The 21,081-nt window shown below is 69.8% G+C and carries 16 protein-coding genes and 8 pseudogenes; 12 read left to right on the top strand and 12 right to left on the bottom strand.

Annotation, left to right across the window (positions count from 1 at the left end; translation table 11 throughout):
* Positions 1 to 736 (bottom strand): TetR/AcrR family transcriptional regulator (locus ACIBB8_RS33550; RefSeq protein ID WP_398958609.1); only part of this gene is annotated, 736 nt, incomplete at its 3' end.
* Between the two features lie 64 nt (positions 737 to 800).
* Between ACIBB8_RS33550 and ACIBB8_RS33555 the strand changes: the two are divergent.
* The 5 genes and pseudogenes from ACIBB8_RS33555 to ACIBB8_RS33575 form a co-directional block, all read left to right on the top strand.
* Positions 801 to 1,067: pseudogene (locus tag ACIBB8_RS33555) on the top strand (alpha/beta hydrolase); the annotation flags it as partial.
* A gap of 66 nt (positions 1,068 to 1,133) precedes the next feature.
* On the top strand, positions 1,134 to 3,395 hold the full coding sequence (locus ACIBB8_RS33560; RefSeq protein ID WP_398958611.1) for an ATP-binding protein: 2,262 nt from the start codon (positions 1,134 to 1,136) through the stop codon (positions 3,393 to 3,395).
* Positions 3,396 to 4,002: 607 nt separating this feature from the next.
* Positions 4,003 to 4,578 (top strand): TetR/AcrR family transcriptional regulator, encoded by a 576-nt coding sequence (locus ACIBB8_RS33565; protein WP_398958613.1) that lies wholly within the window; start codon positions 4,003 to 4,005, stop codon positions 4,576 to 4,578.
* Positions 4,579 to 4,691: 113 nt separating this feature from the next.
* Entirely contained in the window at positions 4,692 to 5,165 is a 474-nt protein-coding gene (locus ACIBB8_RS33570) for a DNA starvation/stationary phase protection protein (protein ID WP_398958614.1), read from the top strand.
* A 194-nt stretch (positions 5,166 to 5,359) separates the two neighbouring features.
* On the top strand, positions 5,360 to 5,788 hold the full coding sequence (locus tag ACIBB8_RS33575) for a hypothetical protein (protein ID WP_398958616.1): 429 nt from the start codon (positions 5,360 to 5,362) through the stop codon (positions 5,786 to 5,788).
* Between the two features lie 130 nt (positions 5,789 to 5,918).
* Here ACIBB8_RS33575 and ACIBB8_RS33580 read toward each other — a convergent pair.
* Positions 5,919 to 6,446: pseudogene (locus tag ACIBB8_RS33580) on the bottom strand (alpha/beta hydrolase); the annotation flags it as partial.
* A gap of 109 nt (positions 6,447 to 6,555) precedes the next feature.
* Here ACIBB8_RS33580 and ACIBB8_RS33585 point away from each other — a divergent pair.
* The 4 genes from ACIBB8_RS33585 to ACIBB8_RS33600 all read left to right on the top strand — a co-directional run bounded on the left by ACIBB8_RS33585 (position 6,556) and on the right by ACIBB8_RS33600 (position 10,496).
* The gene (locus ACIBB8_RS33585) at positions 6,556 to 8,004 is read left to right on the top strand and encodes a peptidase dimerization domain-containing protein (protein WP_398958652.1); all 1,449 of its coding nucleotides are present in this window, start codon (positions 6,556 to 6,558) and stop codon (positions 8,002 to 8,004) included.
* 543 nt (positions 8,005 to 8,547) lie between these two features.
* A complete protein-coding gene (locus ACIBB8_RS33590) occupies positions 8,548 to 9,015 on the top strand; it encodes an SsgA family sporulation/cell division regulator (RefSeq protein WP_398958618.1) in 468 nt (155 codons plus the stop codon).
* Between the two features lie 178 nt (positions 9,016 to 9,193).
* Entirely contained in the window at positions 9,194 to 10,060 is an 867-nt protein-coding gene (locus ACIBB8_RS33595; protein ID WP_398958620.1) for a Bax inhibitor-1/YccA family protein, read from the top strand.
* A 181-nt stretch (positions 10,061 to 10,241) separates the two neighbouring features.
* Entirely contained in the window at positions 10,242 to 10,496 is a 255-nt protein-coding gene (locus ACIBB8_RS33600; RefSeq protein ID WP_398958622.1) for a hypothetical protein, read from the top strand.
* Here ACIBB8_RS33600 and ACIBB8_RS33605 read toward each other — a convergent pair.
* Positions 10,441 to 10,911, bottom strand: a complete 471-nt coding sequence (locus tag ACIBB8_RS33605; RefSeq protein WP_398958624.1) for a nuclear transport factor 2 family protein — start codon at positions 10,909 to 10,911, stop codon at positions 10,441 to 10,443. The genes ACIBB8_RS33600 and ACIBB8_RS33605 overlap by 56 nt on opposite strands.
* Before the next feature lie 76 nt (positions 10,912 to 10,987).
* On the opposite strand from ACIBB8_RS33605, the gene ACIBB8_RS33610 reads away from it, so the two are divergent.
* Together ACIBB8_RS33610 and ACIBB8_RS33615 are read left to right on the top strand one after the other, a co-directional pair.
* Positions 10,988 to 11,551, top strand: coding sequence for a transposase (locus ACIBB8_RS33610; protein ID WP_398958626.1), 564 nt, complete (start codon positions 10,988 to 10,990; stop codon positions 11,549 to 11,551).
* Positions 11,552 to 11,578: 27 nt separating this feature from the next.
* Positions 11,579 to 11,860: pseudogene (locus tag ACIBB8_RS33615) on the top strand (IS630 family transposase); the annotation flags it as partial.
* 153 nt (positions 11,861 to 12,013) lie between these two features.
* Here ACIBB8_RS33615 and ACIBB8_RS33620 read toward each other — a convergent pair.
* Positions 12,014 to 12,390, bottom strand: a pseudogene (locus tag ACIBB8_RS33620) (nuclear transport factor 2 family protein).
* A 234-nt stretch (positions 12,391 to 12,624) separates the two neighbouring features.
* Positions 12,625 to 12,954: pseudogene (locus tag ACIBB8_RS33625) on the bottom strand (ATP-binding protein); the annotation flags it as partial.
* A gap of 41 nt (positions 12,955 to 12,995) precedes the next feature.
* On the opposite strand from ACIBB8_RS33625, the gene ACIBB8_RS33630 reads away from it, so the two are divergent.
* Positions 12,996 to 13,448: a DUF6262 family protein gene (locus tag ACIBB8_RS33630; RefSeq protein ID WP_398958628.1), complete on the top strand. Its 453-nt coding sequence runs from the start codon at positions 12,996 to 12,998 to the stop codon at positions 13,446 to 13,448.
* Positions 13,449 to 13,470: 22 nt separating this feature from the next.
* Here ACIBB8_RS33630 and ACIBB8_RS33635 read toward each other — a convergent pair whose 3' ends face one another.
* The 7 genes and pseudogenes from ACIBB8_RS33635 to ACIBB8_RS33665 form a co-directional block, all read right to left on the bottom strand.
* Entirely contained in the window at positions 13,471 to 13,812 is a 342-nt protein-coding gene (locus tag ACIBB8_RS33635) for a hypothetical protein (protein ID WP_398958630.1), read from the bottom strand.
* Between the two features lie 289 nt (positions 13,813 to 14,101).
* Positions 14,102 to 14,245, bottom strand: a pseudogene (locus ACIBB8_RS33640) (AAA family ATPase); the annotation flags it as partial.
* A gap of 231 nt (positions 14,246 to 14,476) precedes the next feature.
* Positions 14,477 to 15,628 (bottom strand): annotated as a pseudogene (istA, locus tag ACIBB8_RS33645) (IS21 family transposase); the annotation flags it as partial.
* A gap of 454 nt (positions 15,629 to 16,082) precedes the next feature.
* Entirely contained in the window at positions 16,083 to 16,673 is a 591-nt protein-coding gene (locus ACIBB8_RS33650) for a DUF308 domain-containing protein (protein WP_398958632.1), read from the bottom strand.
* A 44-nt stretch (positions 16,674 to 16,717) separates the two neighbouring features.
* Positions 16,718 to 18,337 (bottom strand): annotated as a pseudogene (locus tag ACIBB8_RS33655) (DUF6351 family protein).
* A gap of 389 nt (positions 18,338 to 18,726) precedes the next feature.
* Positions 18,727 to 19,059 carry an ATP-binding protein gene (locus ACIBB8_RS33660; protein ID WP_398958654.1) on the bottom strand — a complete coding sequence of 111 codons (333 nt, stop codon included), beginning with the start codon at positions 19,057 to 19,059 and terminating at the stop codon, positions 18,727 to 18,729.
* A 3-nt stretch (positions 19,060 to 19,062) separates the two neighbouring features.
* Positions 19,063 to 21,081 (bottom strand): SpoIIE family protein phosphatase, encoded by a 2,019-nt coding sequence (locus tag ACIBB8_RS33665; RefSeq protein ID WP_398958634.1) that lies wholly within the window; start codon positions 21,079 to 21,081, stop codon positions 19,063 to 19,065.

Raw genomic sequence — 21,081 nt, forward strand, 5'->3', positions numbered from 1 at the left:
CCCCGGCGCCCCCGGCGCCCCCCGGGTCCCCCCACGCCTGGTGGCGGCCCCGCCCCGGGGGGCCCCGCGGGGGGGGGGGGGCGCGCCCGCGGGGGGCCCCCCCCCCCCGGCCCCCCCCCGCCACGGTGCCGCCGGGGGCGGCGTCGCTTCCCTCGGCGGGCGCGAGCGTGAGGGTGTCGATCACCATCTCGCGGGCCGTGTGGGCGGTCCGCAGGTCGCGTACGGCGTCGGGAAGGCTGATCAGGGTGAGGATCGTGCCCACGCCGGCGGAGTGCATGACCTCGGTCGCGCGCTCGACGCTCATCCGAAGCCGCCCGGCGGCGGCGATCCGGGTGATCATCCGGCGCAGGTCGGCGGCGGCCCGCAGGCCGGCCTGCGGCGTGTGGCCGGGGCGGACCTGGCCGTAGACGAGGGAGTAGTACGCCGGGTGCTCGAGTCCGAAGCGGATGTGCAGGTCCCACGCGTCCCGCAGGGCCTGGACGGGGTCGTCGCCGGTGAGCAGTTCGGCCTTGACTTCGAGGTAGCGCCTGAAGCCGTGCTCCGCGACCTCTTCGAGCAGTCCGTCCTTGTCCCCGAAGATCCGGAAGATCGACGGCGTCGGCACGCCGGCGCGCGCTGCGACGGCGCGGGTCGACACCGCCTCCAGGCCTCCCTCCTCCAGCAGCCCGGCGGCGGCCAGGACGATCTTCTGTCGCAGTGTGGGAGCTGCCTGGTCGGGTGCCGTCTCTGTCGTCACGGATCGACGATATCAAATTTGCGGATCATTGATCCGATCAGTGACACCGTCGGGGTATCAGCCCGACAAGATGGCCTCCAGCGACGTCTTCCACGCCGTCCCGCTGATCGGCCCCCGCCCGATCCTGCAGATCACCGGCGAACGCGCCGTCACCGCCTGGATGGCCATCGAGGCCCACCAGCGCGCCACCGGCCCCAAGGAACTCCACTGGATCAAGGGCGCCAGCCACGTCGACCTCTACGACAAGCGCGAATACATCGACCCCGCCGTCGGCAAGCTCACCGACTTCTTCACCACCAACCTGGACGGCGCGGGTGTGACCCCGGTCTGACCCCGGCCCCCGCCGACCCCCTTGCTTTAATGGCCGTTCCAGAACGGAGGCCCATGGGGGGTGGGGATGGACAGAACGGAGTTCGGCAGGCTGTTGCGTGAGACGCGGCAGCGGTCACTGCTGACACTGGAGAGTCTCGCCGAGGCGTCCGGGGTGAGTGTGCGCGCCATCAGCGACATGGAGCGAGGGCAGAGCCTCCCGCGGCAGGCGACGCTGAGCGAGCTGATGGACGCCCTGGAGCTGGACGAGGACGAGCGCCGGCGGTTCGTCGAGGCGTCGACGCGCCGCACGGGGCAGTCGACGAGGCAGGTTCCACGGCAGTTGCCGCCCGACCTCGCGACGTTCCGCGGCCGCGAGGAGGCCTTGGCACACGTGCACGGACTCACCTCACACGTCGCCGGACGCGGAGGACATGTCGTCGTCTCCGCGATCGGCGGCATGGCGGGGGTCGGCAAGACGACGCTGGCGGTGCACTGGGCCCACCAGGTGGCGGACCGGTTCCCGGACGGGCAGCTGTATGTGAACCTGCGCGGCTTCGAGGACACCGGACGGCCGCTCGATCCCGGGGAGGCCCTCGCCGGGTTTCTCGACGCGCTCGGCGTGCCCAGTTCCTCGGTGCCGCGCGGTACCGAGGAGCGCAGCGCGCTGTTCCGGGAGCGTACGGCGTCCCGGCAGCTGATCGTCGTACTCGACAACGCTCGCGACGAAGAGCAGGTCAGGCCGTTGCTGTCGGCGTCGGCGGGGTGTCTGACCATCATCACCTCGCGCAGTCAGCTGTCCGGTCTGGCCGTGACCGAGGGCGCCTCGCTGGTCGGTCTGGACACGTGGACGCGCGAGGAGGCGCTGGCGGCACTGGCCGCGCGGATCGGTGAGGAGCGGTGCCGGGCGGAGCCGGAGGCGGCATCGGAGCTGGTGGAGCTGTGCGGGTTCCTGCCGCTGGCGGTCGCGATCGTCGGTGCCCAGTTGAACGTGTCGCCGCAGGTCCCGCTGGGGCTGGGAGTGCGCGAGCTGCGCGAGGCCCGGCTGGACGCCCTGTCGGACGGTGACCGGCGGGTCGACGTCCGTGCCGTGTTCTCCTGGTCGTACCGGGCTCTGACGCCGGAGACTGCGCGGTTCTTCCGGTGTCTGGCCCTGCATCCGGGGCCGTCGGTGTCAGCGGAGGCCGCCGCCTCGCTCGCGGGGGCCGGGACGGCGGCGGCCCGGCGGCAGCTGCGCGAGCTGACCTCGGCGAACCTGCTGTCGCGGGACTCGGAGGGCCGGTACGTGCTGCACGACCTGGTGCGCGTCTACGGCGCCGAGCTCGTCGAGCAGGAGCAGGACGACCGTCTGGGCGCGGAGACACGTCTGCTGGACTACCTGCGCCACAACGCCCACATGGCCAACCGGTTGCTGGGGCGCGCCAGTTCCGAGTATGCCGAGCCGCCGGCCGAGGGGGTGGTGCACGTCGTCATGGACACCCGTGAGGAGGCGCTGGGCTGGTTCCGGCAGGAGGAGTCGACGGTCGCGGCGGCGCTGCGCTCCATGGATGACCCGCGGCTGCTGCGTTTCCGTATGAACCTCACGCAGGACTGGGTGAGTTACTACTCGGTCACGGGCCGCTGGACGGAGGAGATCGAGACCAAACGGATCGGCCTGGATGCCGCTCTGCTGCTGGACGAGCCGATCGCCATCTCGCGGAACTCCGCGGATCTCGCCCGTGCGCTGGCGGAGACGGGCCTGCTCGACGAGGCCGACCGGCAGGTCGAGTTGCTGCTCGGGCTACTGCACCGGCTCGGTCCGGCGGAGCGGGCGGCCACTGAGCGGAGCGTCGGCTGGGTGCGCGGTCGTCAGAAGCGCCACACCCAGGCCCTGCACCATGCCCGCAGGGCCCTGGAGATCTACCGCACGCTGGGGGACGACGGAGCGACGGCCCGCGAGCTGAACGCGGTGGCGTGGTATCTCGCCCTGCTCGGCGGGTACGAGGAGGCGATCACGCTGTGCGAGGAGGCGATCCCCCTGTTGCAGCGATGCGGCAACCTCCGTATCGAGGCGGCTGCTTGGGACAGCATGGGCTACGCCAGGCAGCGTCTCGGCGATCTCGATGGAGCGATGGCGGACTACCGGGAGTCGTTGCGGCTCTACGGAGACGCCTTTGACGGCTACAACCAGGCCGAAGTGCTCGACCACCTCGCGACAGCGCAACGGGAGCGGGGGGACCGTACGGGGGCGCGGGCGAGCTGGCTGCGCGCGGCCGACCTGCTGAGCGCCGTCCACAGTCCGCGCGCGGCGCGGATGCGGGCCAACGCGCGTGCCCTGGACTTTCCCGCGGCCCCCTCCGGGCAGGCCTGACGCGGCCCTCTTCGATGCGCTGCGCCCGCGCGGTACTGGCCCGCGCCCGGCCCGAGTGTCAGTGACCCACGCCCGCGCCGAGCCGCACTCACCCACGCTTGCCACAGGCCGCACTCACCCGCGCCCACGCCGAGCCCTGCCCGCCCCGAAAGGAACACCGTCGGGCGCCCGCTGCCTGGGGGTGCTCCCCGCGCGGGGACAAGCTGCATGCGAACTGCCTGGTTTTACGGGCACCGCTCCAGTGGGATGGGAGCAGGCACGGGAGCGCTCCCTGAACCGGTGGGGGCGTTCGCCGCGGAACAGGGGTTCAAGCGCCTGCATGTTGGTCCTCGGGCTGTTGCCGTCAATGTCGTCGAGGCCAACCGCACAAGACATGGCCGAGCATGCCCCTGCCCGGATCGACATGGAAGCCGGTTCGGCTGCGGACAGGACCGAGGCGACCGGTGTCCGGGTGTTTGCAGTCGATCGACTCATGCCTCGGGCCGGCCGTACCGTCTAAGTCAGGTCCGTGCGTTGTTCTCCCGCCCCATGGCATCCCGGGCGACGCCGCACCCCGACCACCGTCCTCGTACATGTTCGAGGATTCCGCCGACGAAAGGATCCCGGTGTGGCGCGCCCTCGTGAGTTCGACACCGACACGGCAGTGGAGCAGGCCATGAGCCTGTTCCGGACCCAGGGCTATCACGCCGCGTCGATGCCGCGGCTGACGGCGCTGCTGGGGATCGGCAGCGGCAGCCTGTACGCGGCGTTCGGTTCGAAGGACGGCCTCTACGCCCGGGCCCTGAAACGCTACTGCGACGGTCTGGCCGATTCGCTCGACCGGGAACTGCGGGCTGGCGCCGACATCCGTACGGCCTTGCGGGGGTTGCTGCTCGCGATGGTCACGGCCGACACGGCGGCCCCGGAGCGTGGCTGTCTGCTGGTCAACGCGACCATCGAACGCGCGGCCCACGATGGCACGGTGGAGCAGGTGCGTACGGCCATGACCGCCGTGGAGTCGGTGCTGACCGAGGCGCTGGAGCGCGCCCGGGTACGGGGTGAGCTGGGCGGCGAGCGCAGCCCGGTGGAACTGGCCCGCTTTTTGACCACGTTCGTCCAGGGCGTTCACGTCATGGGCCAGGCGCGCGCCGACCGGGCGTTCCTGGAGTCCGCCGTCGCCGGGGCGCTGAGGGCGCTGGACTGAGACGCCGCGCCATCCAGGTTTTTCCGGGCCGCAGTCAAACGACTGATACGCAGCACGTCGGCGGCTCAGACAATGAGAACGCTGGCAACCATCCGGAAAGGAACCGCACACCTATGACGGTCATCAAGAGCCCACTGCCGGACAAGGAGCGCGAGATCGCGGGGAGCGCCCTCCAGGCGACCCTGGTCGACCTGCTCGACCTGTCCCTCGTGGCCAAGCAGGCGCACTGGAACCTGTACGGGCCGCGTTTCCGCTCCATCCACCTCCAGCTCGACGAGGTCGTCACCACCGCTCGCGACTACGCCGACACGGTGGCCGAGCGCGCCGCCGCGCTGGGGGTCAGCCCGGACGGGCGGGCCGCCACCATCGCCGGGACCAGCGGTGTGCCCGACTTCTCGCCGGGCTGGACGAAGGACGTCGACGCCGTCGAGGCCCTGGTGCGGACGCTCTCCGCCGTCATCGGGCGGGTGCGGGAGCGCATCGAGGAGACCGGCCCGGCGGACGCCGTGACACAGGACCTGCTGATCGGCTTGACCGCCGAACTGGAGAAGCAGAGCTGGATGTTCCAGGCCGAGAACCGGAGCTGAGGAAGGCGGGGACGATCCCGTACTCCCGTACGAGGTCCAGGGTGGGCGTCCCGCACGAGGACATATGTCTCACATGACCATCCTGACAGGTGACTGGATATCCTCTTCCAGGATAACCGTCTTGACAGGTGACGCGAGTGCGTGGGAATCTCTCGTCACCGGTCAGGTTAGTTACTCCTTGGTGAGGAAGCCCCATGGCAGTCGTACGAATCCACCTCGTCTCCACGCTCAGCCCCAAGGACGTGCTGGGGGTGCTCACCGACTTCGGTCCGTCCCGCGCCGAGGCCTGGCCCACGATCGACGCCGAACACTTCGAGGTCCACGACCTCGGCGACACCTGGGCCGAGGTCACCGAGGGCACCGCCGCCGCCTGGGAGCGTGCCCGCTACGAGTGGGAGCCGGACGGCGACACGGTCACCATCACCACGCTCGACTCCAAGCTGTTCGGAGCCGGTGGCGGCTGGGTCTTCCGGATGACCCCCGAGGGTGACGGCACTCGGGTCGACATCGAGCTGACCCGGCAGCCGAGCGCTTTCAAGGGCAAGGTGCTCGCCTCGCTGCTCCCCCTGGTCGCTCCCTCGTCCCTGCGCAAGTCCTTCGCGGGGCCCCTGCAGGCCAGCTGACCCGCTTCCGGGCCCCGGGCCACCGGTGCGACATCCCGGCTCACACTCCAAGGGGCCGGCAGCGTGAGCTGTCGGCCCCTTCGCCATGCCACCGTGCACGCGGGTGTCGACGGTCGACATGTGTTGTCGGTCAGTCGCTCAGGTTGGTGGTGAAGAAGTCGGTGAGCTTGTCGACGGCGGGGTCGATGTATTCGCGCTTGTCGTAGAGGTCGACGTGGCTGGCGCCCTTGATCCAGTGGAGTTCCTTGGGGCCGGTGGCGCGCTGGTGGGCCTCGATGGCCATCCAGGCGGTGACGGCGCGTTCGCCGGCGATCTGCAGGATCGGGCGGGGGCCGATCAGCGGGACGGCGTGGAAGACGTCGCTGGAGGCCATCTTGTCGATACTCTCCCAGGCCAGGAACTTCGCGGAGCGTTCGTGCTCGCCGCGGGGGGTGCAGCAGTACTCGAAGCCCTCGATGCCGTGCTGGCCGCCCAGGGCGCCGGCCTGTTCGGCGGTGGCGGGGAACATGGTCATGACGCCGGGGTCCTCGCCGCGGGCGGCGGTGGTGCGGGCCTGGGCGGCGGCGTCCAGGAGGCTCTGGAAGACGGCCGGGTCCTGGGTGCCGTCGGCGCCGAGGCGGAACTGGCGGGCGGGTTCGGCGGTGCACACGGTGGCCACGCACCACCTACCGGGCCCCCAAGGGCCTGGCGAAGAACACCGCGGCCAAGCAGACCGCGCTCGGCTGATCACGGCGAACGAGGCCGCGATCACCAAGCTCAGCGACGACGTGTGGCAGCACGCGGAATTGTCCCTGCGCGAGTGGAAGTCCTCCCTCGCGCACGCCAAGCTGCTGAAGGACAACGGCTTCACCATCGCGTGGGGCCCGGCCGGCTTCCCGACCGCCTTCGTCGCCACCTACGGCACCGAGGGCCCCGTCATCGGTTTCAACGCCGAGTACGACGCCCTGCCCGGCCTGTCGCAGAAGAAGGGCGTGGGCACCCACGACCCGCTGGTCTACAACTACGACGCCTACGGCCCCACTTACGGCGCCGGCCACGGCGACGCCCACAACGCCCTGGGCGCCGGCGGCACCGCCGCCGCGATCGCGGTCGCTCAGGCGATCCGCACGAACGGACTGAAGGCCAGGGTCAGACTGTTCGGCAGCGCGGGCGAGGAACAGCTCGTCGGCAAGGCGTACGCGGTCAAGGAGGGTGTCTACGACGGTCTCGACGCCTTCCTGGACTGGCACCCCTTCAACATCACGGTGCCGTTCTGGAACACCACCAGCGCGCTGATCTCGACCACCTTCACCTTTCTCGGCGCCTCAGGCCACGGCGGCACCCCGCTCGGCAACAAGAGCGGCCTGGACGGCGCCATGCTGATGGCGACGATGTCGGAGTACCTGCGGGAGAAGAACGTCGCCCCGTCCGGTCGCTTCCACTACGCCATCATCAACGGCGGCGGCGCCCCCAACGTGACGCCGGACATGTGCTCCGTCTGGTTCTTTGTCCGCGAGGGCAGCCCGGCACGGGCCCAGGTGCTCTACGACAAGATCGTGGAGTGCGCGAAGGCCGCCGCCCAGGCCAGCCAGACCCGCCTGGTGCACAAGTTCCACTCCGCGACCTGGAACCTGCTGGCCAACAAGGCCGGTGCGGAGCTGCTCAACGACAACATGCTGCAGATCGGCGCCCCGAAGTTCACCGACGCCGACCATGCCCTGGCGAAGGCAGTCCAGAAGTCGCTGGGCAAGCCCGAGGTGGGCATGCCGACCGACCTGACCCCGCTCGCTCCTCCGGCGGCGGCCTACACCGGCGGTCTGGCCACCGACACCGCCGACATCAGCTGGCAAGCGCCCACCGCCGTGCTGCTGTCCGCGGCCTATCCGTCCGGTATCCCGAACCATAACTGGGGTGTCACCGCGACCGCGGGCACCAACATCGGTCACCAGGCGCTGCTGTCCGCCGCCCGCTACCTGGCGGCTGGCGCGATCGACCTGATCGAGCAGCCTGACCTGCTGGACGCGATGAAGCAGGAGTTCAAGGACCGTACCGAGGGCGTCGGGTGGGCCTCGATGATCCCGGACGGGAACCAGCCGCCGCTGTACGAGCCGCCGGCCGGGTTCTTGAAGGCGACCGGGCAGAGCTGGCCGCCGAAGGGTGTGACTTGGCCGGTGCCGCCGGTGGTGTCCACCGAGCAGCTGGGCACCACGGGCCCCAACCTCGCGCCTGTGACCTGATACCGGAGCGCACCCGCGCACCCGCGCGCTCGCCCCGCTCCCCCGCCCGTGGACGTCCTTCCCCTTGGCCCACGGGCGGGGGCCGCGTTGTGCGGGGCCGCCGGTGTCACTTCTTCAGCGAGGCTGCGTCCCCCATCCGGCACCTGGCACCGGCGCGACTCGCACAGACGCGTCCGGCGGCGCCGTGGTCCGTCGGCCCATGTGTGGTCCACGGGTGACACATCGCCCGGCTGAGAAACGTATTTCATTGAAAATACACGCACAGCGGTTGCAGCCGTGCGGCAGCGGCCGTCCGATCGGCTCCGGCAGCAGCCGATTGACTTACGTCACGTCCTGCGCGGTCCGTACAACACGTCCCGGCCGCCGCCCTGGCGCCGGAAAGGCCCTGCTCCGCGCCTCCCGGGCGACGCGCACCGGCATCGGCGTTCCGTCACCTGCCCGGCATGGGGCCGCCCTTTGACCGTCAAGTGACCGATGTGCGGTTCCCGGTGCCGGCGAAGAGTTGTAGCCGCAGTCTTCGTCCCACGGAGGGGAACTCCTGTCATGCACCGTGACCAGTCACAACTGCGGGCGCGTTCGGCGCCCGAGCACCTGCCTTCCCTGCTGCTGGGCCTCGACCAGATGCTCGACGAGTTCACTCGGCTTCCGATGCGGGCGGAGTTCCGTTTCGACCCGGACATGCCCGCGGTGATCACGGTCGAGTTCCTGGCGGAACGGGGCCCGAACCTCCTCTGGCGCATGGGCCGGGAGCTGCTCCACCGCGGGCTGACGTCGATGAGCGGCTGCGGTGACGTGCGGATGTGGCCGACGCTGCCCGGTGAGCGGCCCTCGTCGTGGCTGCTTCTTGAGTCGCAGGAGGTGGAGGCCCTGTTCCAGCTGCCCACGGGGCCGCTGTCGGAGTGGCTCGACGCCACCTATCGGATCACCTCGGCCGAGGCGGAGATGGACGGTCTGAACTGGGACGACTTTCTCCTGGAGCTGCTCGACGACCCGGGGACGCCGTCGGAATGACCGCGGCCAGCACGGGCGCAGATGACTTGCTTCTCCTCGCGTCACCTGTCAGAGTGGTGACGCACAGAGTTGCCGTCGTCGGCCCAGTAGGTGGCCAACGTCACACGTATGCCGCCTCGGGCGCCCGATGGCAACGCTGTTCCGCAGGCCGCATGTGCGGCGGACGAGGAGGAATGACGTGAAGACCAGCAACCCGATCTTCTCCCGCTGGAGTGCCGGCCGGGACGCCGGTCAGGTGGACGCATCCGTGCGCCACCCGGTGGGCGCCACGGTCGGCGGCCGACCGGCGGACGACTACGCGACCAACCCCTACTCCGCCGCCGCGGGCCCCGGTGCCGGCCCGGACGCGCGCGCCGGCCGGACCGCACTGACCATCGACGACGTCGTCGTCCGCACCGCCACGACGCTCGGCACCGTGGCCCTGACGGCGGTGCTGTCCTGGCTCCTGCTGCCCGCCGACGAGGCGAACATCGGCCGGTCCTACGGCATCGCCGTGGGCGCGGCCCTCGTCGCCTTCGTCCTCGCGATGATCCAAACCTTCAAGCGGGCACCCGCCCCGGCGCTGATCCTCGGGTACGCGGCGTTCGAGGGTGTCTTCCTCGGTGTGATCTCCAGCGCGACCTCGACCTACATCGCGCCGGGAGTGGTCGTCCAGGCGGTGCTCGGCACCTTCGCGGTGTCCGCGGGTGTGCTCGTCGCGTACCGGATGCGCTGGATCCGCGTCACCCAGAGGTTCGCCGGGTTCGTCGCCGCCGCCGCGACCGGTTTCCTCCTGCTGCTCGTCGCCGACCTTCTCTTCTCCGCCTTCGGCGCGGGCAACGGCCTCGGCTTCAACAGTGGCGGGCTGGGCATCGCGTTCGGCGTCATCGGCATCGTGCTCGGCGCCGCCTTCCTCGCCCTGGACTTCAAGCAGGTCGAGGACGCCATCGCCTACGGCGCGCCGCGCGAGGAGGCCTGGCGGTCCGCCTTCGGTCTCACCATGACGCTGGTGTGGATCTACCTGGAGGCGCTGCGCGTGCTGTCCATCTTCAACAGCGACAACTGAGTTCCGACGCCGGAGGGAGCATGCGCGGTACGCATGCCCCCTCCGGCGTGTCCGTCCGCCGGCCGGCCTGAACCTCCACGGGACCGGGCTCGTTCTCATGACGGCGACCCGACCGCGCCGCCCGCCACCCTCCGGGCCGTCCCCGGGCGCCACACGACCATCAGAACAGGAGAGACGCACCATGAGCCCGCACGAGCAGGGCCCGTACCACGACGGCAGGGTGCTCATCGGTCCCGCCTTCAAGGCGGACGCCCCCGCACGGCACGCACGGCTGCGGGCGCTCGGCCCCATCCACCCGGCCGAGTTCCACCACGGTCTGAACGGCTGGGCGATCGTCGGCTACGACCTGGCCCGGCAGGCGCTGACCCACCCGGCCGGGATCATCCGCGGTGTGCTGTCCCTTCCGGTGCGCCATCGCGTCGGAGGTGGCGGCTGACGTCGCCCACCAGATGGATCCGGACCCGGCGCTCCGTGAAGCGCCAGCGCCCGTCCCGGCGCTCGAAGCGGTCGCTGTAGCGCCCCGCGGCCACCGGCTGGAGCGGAAAGTCGGGCAGGGACTGGAACACCGTGACGTAGGAACGCGCGGCAGCCCTTCCCGCCTCCTCGTCGACATCGACGGCGATGTTGGTCGTGACGTGATGGGTGCGCGGAGTGCCGTCCTCATAGCACATCACGCTGTCCCGGAGCATCTTCTCCACGCCCCCGTCCCGGCCCGGGACCGGTGCTCCGCTGCCGATGAACACGGCGTCGGCGAACAGTTCGCCGACGCCGGCGAAATCCCCGGTGTCAACCAGCTCGGCGTATTTGGCGATCAGGTTTGCCACGGCGGTCGTATCCGCGATTGTGCTCATGCATCCGAGAATACATATCAGTGACCGAAACACGCGTCCGGGCAGCGCACACCGAAGGACCGGCACACGTGTTTCCGTGCGCCACGCGGCACGCGGCGGCAGTCACCCCGTGGAGATCACCGACATCCGCCGCTGGACTCTGCTGCTCAATTCCGTGCGGCGTGACGGTGGGCGCGGGATGATCGTCCGTGCGGCCGTTGTCCCGTCGTGTGGCCGTGGGGGTGATGCGAATGTCGATGCGGCCGAAGGGGCTGCCGCAGGTTCCGGCGCAGACCTCGGCGGTGGCCTGGGCGGCGTTCCCGCAGGGGAGCCCAGCTCCGCGCTGGGCCGGCGCATGCTCACCCTGCGGCCCAGGGAACCGCACGAGGCCCTCGTCCGGGCCCGCGCCGAGCAGAAGACCGAGACCTGGAAGGCCAAGTACGCCCTGCGTGCGGGAGTGGAGGGCACCATCAACCAGGCCCTGGACATCACCGGCATACGCCGGGCCCGCTACCGCGGACTGCCGAAAGTCCGCCTCCAGCACGCCTTCTCCGCCACCGCGCTCAACGTGGTCCGACTGGACGCGTACTGGACCGGACACGACCAGCACCACACCCGCAGCAGCCGCCTCGAACGCCTCGCCTACCGGCTCACGGCCTGACCCTGGAATTACGCAGCAGAGTCCCCCTGGGCTACAAAGCACAAGGTCGAGCTGTGCTTCACCCCGACCTACGCCTCTTGGGCCAACCCCATCGAGGCCCACTTCGGACCGCTGAGGCAGTTCACCATCGCCAACTCCAACCACCCCAACCACACCGTGCAGACACGAGCCCTGCACGCCTATCTACGCTGGCGCAACGCCAACGCCCGCCACCGCGACGCCCTGGCCGCCGAGCGCAAGGAACGCGCCCGCATCCGAAGCGAGAAGGGCATCCGTTGGGGCGGACGCCCCCTCAACACCGCAGCCTGACCAACCGCGAACTTACACAGCCACAGCGCATCATCGGTCCGCTCGTGGTCAAGCGCGGACGACCGAAGCGTTGTGAAGATGATCTCGGCTGGGCAGACCCGGAGCCCCGAACGGGGCCGGTTCAGGAGAAGGACGGCGCCAGAGGAGAATGACTCAGGAGGCGGACGGCTCGATCTCCCCCGCGAAGACGATGACCTGGTCGTGAGGCTCCGCCGCAGATGGACGACGTCCGTTCCCGCCAGGCGGGGGCCTCCATCCGGCGTCGTGAAGACCCACTGGTACCGGGCCCACTCGTCCGGCATGTCCACCGCCGAACAGCGCACCATGGTGCCGGTCCCCGCGGGGTGGCGCCGGATGTCCAGCACGAACCGCTCGACCGCCTCGATCCCCTCACTGCGGCCCAACGGTCCCCAGAAGACCACGTCCGAGGTTAGGGCCTGGGAGAGCAGCACAGTCACACAGCTGTCGTCCGAGGCGTTGAACGCGGAGATGAACGTGTCGATCGCGGACCGCGCGGTCTCTTCCTGCATGCACCAGTAATACCACTCGCCTCGCGAACCGCGCTCGTTCCGTGAGCCGTCTCCCGACCACGGTGAACCATCCCGGTCACAGCACTAGCGGGCACGAACCGTCTGGTGGTGCCGGTCCGTCCCTACGTTGGCGAGGCTGCTTCCGGCCTCGCCCCCAACCCGGGGCTCAGCCTGCCTCCAGCTTCAACCAGTCCCTGCGAGGACCGGCGGCGGACTCCTCCTTCCGCGAGATTCCTCAGCGCCTCGTGGCGCACAGCCCAGCTCGTCAATACAGAGAAGATCGACCCGTCCGTAGCGGGCGATCGTCTTGGTCAGCAGCTTCTCGTCGGCGGCCTCGACGAGCTCGTTGGCGAGCTTGGTCGCCAGGACGTACTTGACCCGGAAGCCGGCCATCGCGGCCTCAGTGCCCAACCCGATCAGCAGGTGCGACTTGCCGGCGCCGCTGTCGCCGATCAGACACAGCGGCAGCCCTTTGCGGACCCAGTCGCACGAGGCCAGGGTATGGATGGCCGCAGCACCGCTGTCGTCCGCGGCGCCGATGTGCTCGGTCGCACCGGCTACCAGGACGCCGCCGACTCCTCGGACAGCAGGGGGGCATCACGCTCATGAGCAAGCGGCCGAACGACGCGGTCCCGGAGACCGTGTCTCCTGCTGACCGGCGGATCGCCGCTCTGCGGCAGGCCGCACAGGACAAGCACCAGCAGGCCGTCCAAGGAGCGGAGGCGGGCATCCGAAGGCTGGTCAAGGAGGGCGAGGAGATCAACTTCCGGGCCGTTGCCCGCGCGGCGGGCGTCAGCTTGGACTTTCTCTATGCCCACGCCGACCTGCGTAAACGCATCGAGACCTGGCGCGGTCAGCAACGGACCGAAAACCAGTCTCCCCCGCAGGCACCCTCAGCTGACGACGGCACCGTGATTCATACCCTGACCGAAGCCCTCCGCCGTGAGCGCACCACCCACCGAGAGCGCGTCCAAGAGCTCGAACAACGACTGGCCGCGGCACACGGCGAGATCTTGCGCTTACAACGCGTGATCCAGTCACATAACCCGAGACCGTGACAGCACTCGCTGGCTCCAGAGCTCACGTTCCAGAACGCAATCCCAGAGCACTGTGCTCCACCACGCCCGAGGGAAGATCGCTCTTTCCCGAAGCCCGAGCAGTCAGCTCCACGAGTCCGGCCCGGAGGTCGGTGGCTGGCTCACCAAGGACGATCGCGCTGATGATCAGCTCCATCATCAGACGGTCATACTCGTCGCCCCTGCGCCGATAGCGCTCCCCATCGGCCTCCACCACAGCAGAGGCGATCCTCCTCCCACCACCAGTCACGGGGGCAAAGGACGCCTCATAGACGCCGTGACCGGTCCAACTCCGGTGCATGAAAACGACACCGGCTTCGGCAAAGACGTTCCACTTCTCATCCATGTCCCGGGCTCGATATCCGCGCCGGATCCGGTCCCAGTCCTCGTCAGTCCAGACACGATCGGGCAACTGAGGCACCGGCCTGGGCGCGTTAATCGGATGGAGGCGCCGGAACGACTCTCGGGTGAGCGGGGCATCGGCAGTCATGACGTGATCCTACGGATGCACCACTCCAACAGGACAGCGCTTTACCTCCAACTGGGCAGAGGGTGAACCTCAGCCACCTTTCGGACGCGTCCGCAGCTTGCTGACCAGCTACTTTGCCTGCCTCCTTCACCGCTACCCCAGATAACTGGAGAGCCTTTTCGCGGGGGAAACCCGCGGTCTTGATCCGGCGCTCGGAGCGGCGGCGGTTGCGGTCATCGCACTCGGCCATCAGCAGCTCGGCCAGGAACCCGCGGTAGGTCATCTGGTCGCGGGCCGCGGCGTCGGCGATCCCGGCGACGACGTGGTCGTGGCTCATGTGCCGGTACAGCAGCAGAACCTCGATCAGTGCACGGGTGCCGGCCGCGTCGCCGTGTGCGTGGCGGGCGGTCTCCCACCAGGACTCGTGTACGGGGGTGAACTTCCCGGCCGCGCGGGCTTGGTCCAGCGCGGTCGCCCCGGGCAGCGCGCCCGGCTTGCGCAGCAGCCCTTCCAGGTAGTGGTCCAGGTCCAGGCGGCTCCCGCCGCGTGTGACGAGGCGCTCGTACCGCGCGACTTCGGTTCGGCCGTCGTAGACCACCACCTCGGAGGCATGCAGGAGGACCCGGACCTGGCGGCCGATCAGCCGTACCGGCACCGAGTAGTGGTGCTGCAACACGGTGATCTGCGCGTAGCGGTCCACCCGAAGGGTCAGGAGCCGCCCGGTCTCAAAGGAGTCCTCGGGCAGCACAGGCAACAGGGGCTCTTCGATGGCGAAGTACTCGCCGACGGTGCGCGGTCGCTCGCCGATCCGGCGCTGGTCGTCCTGCCGGTCCCCCTCATCGATCCGGGCGTTGAACTCGGCCAGGGTGGTGACCTCGGGGACCGGGACCAGGTGGTTGCGGCGGAACCGGCCGACTTCGCCCTCGACGCCGCCCTTCTCATGGCCGCCGTCAATGCCGGGCCAGCAGTAGAAGGCGTCCAGGCCCGCCCAGGAGCGGAACGCGGTCCAGCGGTCTGTCTCCACCCGGGCCCGGGTGAATCCGAGCACCCGGGCCACCGCGGAGGTCAGGTTGTCGTAACGGACCCTGCCTCTGGGCACTCCGCCCAGCACCTGGAAGGCGTGGACATGGCCCTCGAAATAGGCTTCCTGCCCTCGCGAAGCCGACACGTGATGCACGGCCTTCCCGGAGAAGGAGAGCCGGAAATCGAACAGGTAGCACAGGGTCCGCACGCCATCGAGAGTGACGTAAACGTCCCCGAAGTCGACCTCGGCCTCCTCGCCGGGGCGGTGCGTCTGCGGGATAAACACGCTGGGTGGTCCGCGGCCTTCTTCGACCCAGATCTCGGGCCCGCGGCGCCTGATGTAGTCCCGCACCCGGCCGTAGGAGACGTTGTCCATCCCATGCTCGTCCACCAGCCGGTCGAAGACCCGCTTGGCGGTGTGGCGCTGCTTGCGCGGGGCATCCAGATCAGCACGCAGAATCGCGTCGATCAAATGCTTGTAGGGGTCGATCACCGAAGGCCGCGGAGGCATCGGCTTGCGTGGCGTCGGCCACGGGGAAGTCAGAGCCTCGCGTACAAGACGCCGATGGACCCCGTAGCGGCGCGACAGTTCGTGGATCGACAGCTTCTCGGTACGGGAGTCGCGGCGGATCGCCCCGAAGAGCTCAACCTTGGATCTCGGGCCATCCATAGGGGCCCCCTGACTGTCGGAAGCACATCGATGCTCCCACCGCAAGACCACCCCTGGGGCCACTTCTGACGAACACTCAACGATCAAGCCCCTGGGGCCCAAAGGTTCGTTCCGCTGGGGCCAGAGAAGTCATTCACAGCCAGGCTGGTCTCGAACGAAGCGGCGTGGAGCGCGACCACCCGGTGTTCAAAATGGGATGTCCATCAGGTGGGCGCGACGTGGCCGGGCTGCAGGTCTTCCGGCTCGGTGGTCCATTTACCGAATTCCGTATTTCGCGGGCGTTCGATCCGAGGGTGCCCCCGTCCCGATGGCTGGCGGTATCGGCCGACGAGAGCCAGGACGACACCGTGCGGGAACTGACCCGGCTGGTGCGGGAAGAAGCGCCGGCGGTCCGGAAACGTCTCGACCCGCACCCCCAGGGGGACGCGGGTCGAGAGCGGGTTCTGCGAGAAGGTCAGACGGTCCGGGTGCGCAGCTGGCGGGCCTTCCAGCCCAGCAGCAGGGCCTGGGCGATGAAGAAGATTCCACCGCCCGTGGCGTACGTCGACAGCACGTCGAGCGAGGGATTGTCGCCCGCGGCCTGGATGTTGTAGAAGATCCCGACGAGGAAGGACAGCCCGCCCGAGATCAGGGTCGGCCACTGCTTGCCGAACTCGGGACCGCGCCGCCGCAGCCCGACGATCACCTGAGCGGCACCGGAGATGACAGCCCAGGCTCCGAACACATGGAGCACCGGTGCCACGCCGCCCGCGCCGGCGATGCCGACCGCGATGGCGGCCAGCGTGCTGAGCACCCCGTTGAACGCCGTGACCCGGCGCTCCGAGCCGTCGGGGGTGGCGCGGTAGTCGATCAGTGAGGACACCGCGTCGATCAGCGGGTAGACGACCAGCAGTGTGATGGCCAGCGCGTCGACGTCCTCGTGGGCTTTGGCGAACGCCAGGGCCCACACCACGGCCAGGACGCCACGGCTCAGGTACAGCCTCAACAGGGAGGATCGCTCGCCCGTCGCCACCGGGCTCGACGGCGCCGCTGTCTGCGTGCTCATGATGGTTCGGCCTTTCTCAGGTCATGGGGTCATCGGCGGCACGGTCAGTGCCGGGAGGGGGAAACGCACTGGAAGCTGGAGGCGACGGCCGGGTCGCCGTGGCCGTTGTAGCTGGACACCTGCGGGTAGCTGCACAGGTCACGGTTGACGGCCTCGCCGGAGGCGTTGATCAGGGTGGCGGGCAGCGTCTCGGGGGCCTTGCCGTGCTCGACCCAGGCGGTCAGTGCGGCAAGGCCGTCGGCCGAGCCGCCGGCGCCGTTGAGACCGCAGTGGGCCGTGCCCGGGGCGAGGAAGAGGCGGTAGAAGTCGTCGACCCTCTTGGCGCCGCCCATCTTCTGCTCGACCTGCTCGCGGTACTCCACGGTGCCCTGGGTGGGGATGAACTCGTCGGCCAGGCCGTGCCAGGTCAGCAGCTTGCCGCCGGACTCGCGGAAGGCGGACAGGTCAGGGTCGTCCGTGCCGATGACCGTGTCGTACTCGGCCTCGGACTGCTTGAACAACTGCGTGAACTCGCTGTAGGTGATCTTCGAGATGTCGAAGGACGGGTCCTTCTTCAGTCAGAGCTGGACCCACAGGGCCGGCACCGGGAACGGCGCTCCCGTGACGTTGCCGTCGGCGTCCGGCGGGTTGGTGTTCGCCAGGCCCTTCAGGTCGGCCCCGATCGGGACGCCGGACCACAGCTTCTTGCCCGAGGTGGTGCGCGGGCCGTCCCAGATCTTGCGCACCACGGCCGCGTCGGCCGCCGTGATGGTCATCTCTTTGCCGTTGCACGCGACCTTGGTGCCGATCAGCGTGCGGGGGTCGAAGTTGCACCGCTCCGGGTCGTTGACCAGGCCGTCCTTGACGCCGTCGAGCGAGTCGCAGGCCTTGACGGCGCTGTTGGTGAAGGTGTCGAGCTCACAGGTGGTCGGGTAGGTCTTCTCGTTGTTCATCACCACCTGCGGCCACAGGGTGGCGACCTCGAACTCGTCCCAGTTGATGGCGGGCGCGTCGGCGAGGATGCCGTCGTAGTCGTCGGGGTAGCTCTGGGCCTCCGCATAGCCCTGACGGCCACCTGTGGAGCAGCCGGTGAAGTAGGAGTAGGCGGCGCGCTTGCCGTAGACCGCGTCGACGACCTCCTTGCCGACGACCGCCGCCTCGTGCTGGGAGCGGGAGGCGAAGTTCTTCAGCAGCGCGGAGTTGACCTGGCCGTTGCTGTTCAGCGCCCAGCTGGTGTCGAGGACGTCACCGACGCCGGCATCCGTGGTGGTCGCCGCGTAGCCGTTCTTGACCGCGGTGCCCAGACCGACACCCCCGTCCCCGGCACCGTAGGCGCTGCCGCCGATCGCCTGGAGGCGGCCGTTCCAGCCGTTCACGGGCAGCCAGGTCTGCACCTTGGCGTGGTCACCGTCCCCCGGGTGGGTGAGGGTGACCGTCACGTCGCAGAAGGCCGGGACGCCGGAGACCGAGCCGACCAGGATCCCGGTGTTGTTGATGGTCCCGCCCTCCCTGCGGACCGATGTCACCGACTCCACCTCGGTGCCGGCCGGGGCCTTCACGGAGACGGTCGAGCAGTTGAAGGGCTCGGAGGCGGAGCTCCCGGTGGCCGCCGAAGCGCCGGTCGGCAGGTACACCGCGGCCGCCAGCGGCACGCCGGCCGCGAGGACGGTCAGAAGTCGTCTCATTGCGTTCCTATCCAAGAAGTAGGTGTGCGCCGAACAGCGGCAACACGTGTGCACGTCACATGAGCAGGACGGTGGCCGGGTCACCGGATTCACGCGGACGAGCTCCGCATGTACGTCTCCGTGACCTCGGTATACGACCCGAGGCAGTTCAGGTTCGCCGAAGACCGATCGAGACCTTATCACCAGTTAAGACGGTGACGAAAGCGGTAAGTCGGATTCAGCTGAACGGGTGGGCTGTACGCCCTCGGACCGGTCACACTCTGGCGTCCGCCGCATACCGCGACAACAGTCAGTTGACGGTCCTCGGCCACGGACCGGCCCGGTCCCCCGCCCGTCGACCAGCCCGGCCTGACTCAGTGAAACGAGCACGTGTTAGGTCATTCGACGGTTCACCGGTCCGCCGCCCGCCCCACGTCGGCCGCGCCGGGGATGTCCATCTCCAGCCAGACGGTCTTGCCGCGGCCGCTCGGAGAGGTGTTCCACGTGTGCGCCAGCGCGTCCACCAGGAACAGGCCGCGGCCGTGCTCCGCTCGCGCGCTGCCCTCGGCAGTGAGTGAGTAGGCGGTGGGGACGGGCGGGTCGCTGTCCGAGTCCCGCACCTCCAGCCGGACCCGGTCGCCGAACGCCCGTAGCCGCAGGTCCACATCGCTGCCCGCGTGGATGAGCGCGTTGGTCACGAGCTCCGACGTGATGAGCACAAGCTCGTCCGACAGCTCCGCCAGGCCTCACTCGCACAGGCACTCGTCCACGAAGCCACGGGCCGCTCCGACGCCCCGCAGATCGCGCCGGTGAACGTGAAAACGCGCGGTACGCGGCGCCGTACCGTCGTCCGTTCCCTCGTAGCGGGCCAGCAGGAGCGCGGCGTCGTCACGTCGGCCGGAGGTGTCCACCAGCAGGTGGTCGGCCAGACGTTCCAGGTCGGCGCCCACCTGTCGGCCGTCGGCGGCCAGGCGAACACGTACGTCGTCCTGGTCCGGTCCGTGCAGTCCGTCGGAGTAGAGCACCAGCACCGCCCCGGGCGGGAGAGTGTGCTCCCGGGAGAGGTAGGGGTTGCGCACATGCAGTCCGAGCGGCACGTTGGCCGGTGCCCGCAGTCGGCGAACCCTGCCGTCGGGCAGCCGGACGAGCGGCGCCGGATGCCCGGCCAGCGCCACCTCCGCCGCCCCTGTCCCCGTGTCCACGCTCACCACGCAGCAGGTCGCGAGAAGTTCGGTACCCAGCCGGGACAACAGCCGCTCGGTGCGTTCCAGCAGCGCCGCCGGCCGGTGGCCCTCGGTGGCGTACGCGGCGACCGCGGTACGCAACTGACCCATGACGGCAGCGCTTTCCATCGTATGGCCCTCGACGTCGCCAATGACCAGCACCACGCGATCGTCCGGCAGCGTCATCACGTCGTACCAGTCACCGCCCACCTCGCCCGCCACCCGCGCCGGCTGGTAGCGGGCCGTGGTGGTCAGGCGGGGCGCCTCCGCGAGCGTGGCGGGCAGCAGCCGCCTCTGCATGCCCTCGGCGAGCGACTGGCGTCCGGCGCTCAGTCGGATGCGCTGCACCGCCGAGCCCAACAGCCCGGCCATCATGGTCAGGACTGCCCTTTCCTCGGGTGGGAACGTCCGCGGTCCGTCGAACGACAGGCAGCAGACGCCGACGACGGGAGCGTCCTCGGCCATCGGCAGATCCACCACGTGCCGACTGCCGACGAGCGGCAGGTAGGCGGTGGCGTGCGAACGGTCGTCGGCGCCGTCGCGCCGGCCGGCCGAGGAACCGGACGCACCGGGAACGAACAGAGCGCGCCCCCGCACCGCCCGGACGGCCGGCGCTTCGCCGTGCAGCGCGCTGCCGTGCAGTTCCCGCACCAGGCGCGCGGAATCCCCGGTGTGGCCCAGGACCCACAGACGGCCCTCGGCAGCCGAGGTCAGCGCCATCGCCCGGGCACGGAACGGCGCCATGACACAGAACTCCGCCGCCCCGGTGACATGCTCCATGGTGGTCGCCCGGTTCAGCATGTCGGCCATCCGTTGCAGGGCGTACAGCAAGGACAGACCCGCGGCCCCGGGGACGCCCGTGACGCCCCACAGGACCTCGTCCTCGGCGTCGTCGCCCCCGGCTCCGGCTTCGTCCTCGGCTTCGGCCGACGGCTCGGTGCCGAGGACCGGGACCAGCACGGGCAGGCTCCCCGGCGCGATCGTGGCACCGCGGGCGAGGAGATCGGCCAGCAGGACGGCGAGCCGGTCGCCGATCCGGGCCAGCCGTCGGCAGTCCGCGTCGCTGTATCCACCCCGGTCCTCGGTGCGCAGCACGGTCAGCGAGCCGAAGCGGCGCCCCTGCGTCTCCAGGGGGACCGAGGCGACGGTGTAGGGGTAGGCCAGGGCCCCGTGCTCGAGTTCGGTGAGCGGGTCGGGTTCGGCCAGCAGCGCCACGCCGCGGTCGGCCAGGGCGCGCGCGGAGGCGTAGGGGGAATCCAGGGGCATACGGCCCGGGAGGGTGAAGACGGACGGCGGGCTGCCGCCGATCATCGCGGCCCTCAGCTCGCCGCCGTCGGGGGTCAGCAGGTACACGGCCGCCGCCACCGCGTCGAGACGGTGGGCGGCCTGGTGAACGGTGCAGTGCAGTACCGCCGCGAGCTCGTCGCCGAGGACTCCGGCGAACTCGTGGCCGCAGCCGTCCAGCCGGGAACCCTCGGTGTCCGGGGCGCTGCGGTCGTCCATGAGCCCTTTCGGCCAGGTCTGCCTTCCCAGTGAGGACAT

The organism is Streptomyces sp. NPDC051286, from assembly GCF_044455345.1.
In the GTDB taxonomy this organism is placed as follows: domain Bacteria; phylum Actinomycetota; class Actinomycetes; order Streptomycetales; family Streptomycetaceae; genus Streptomyces.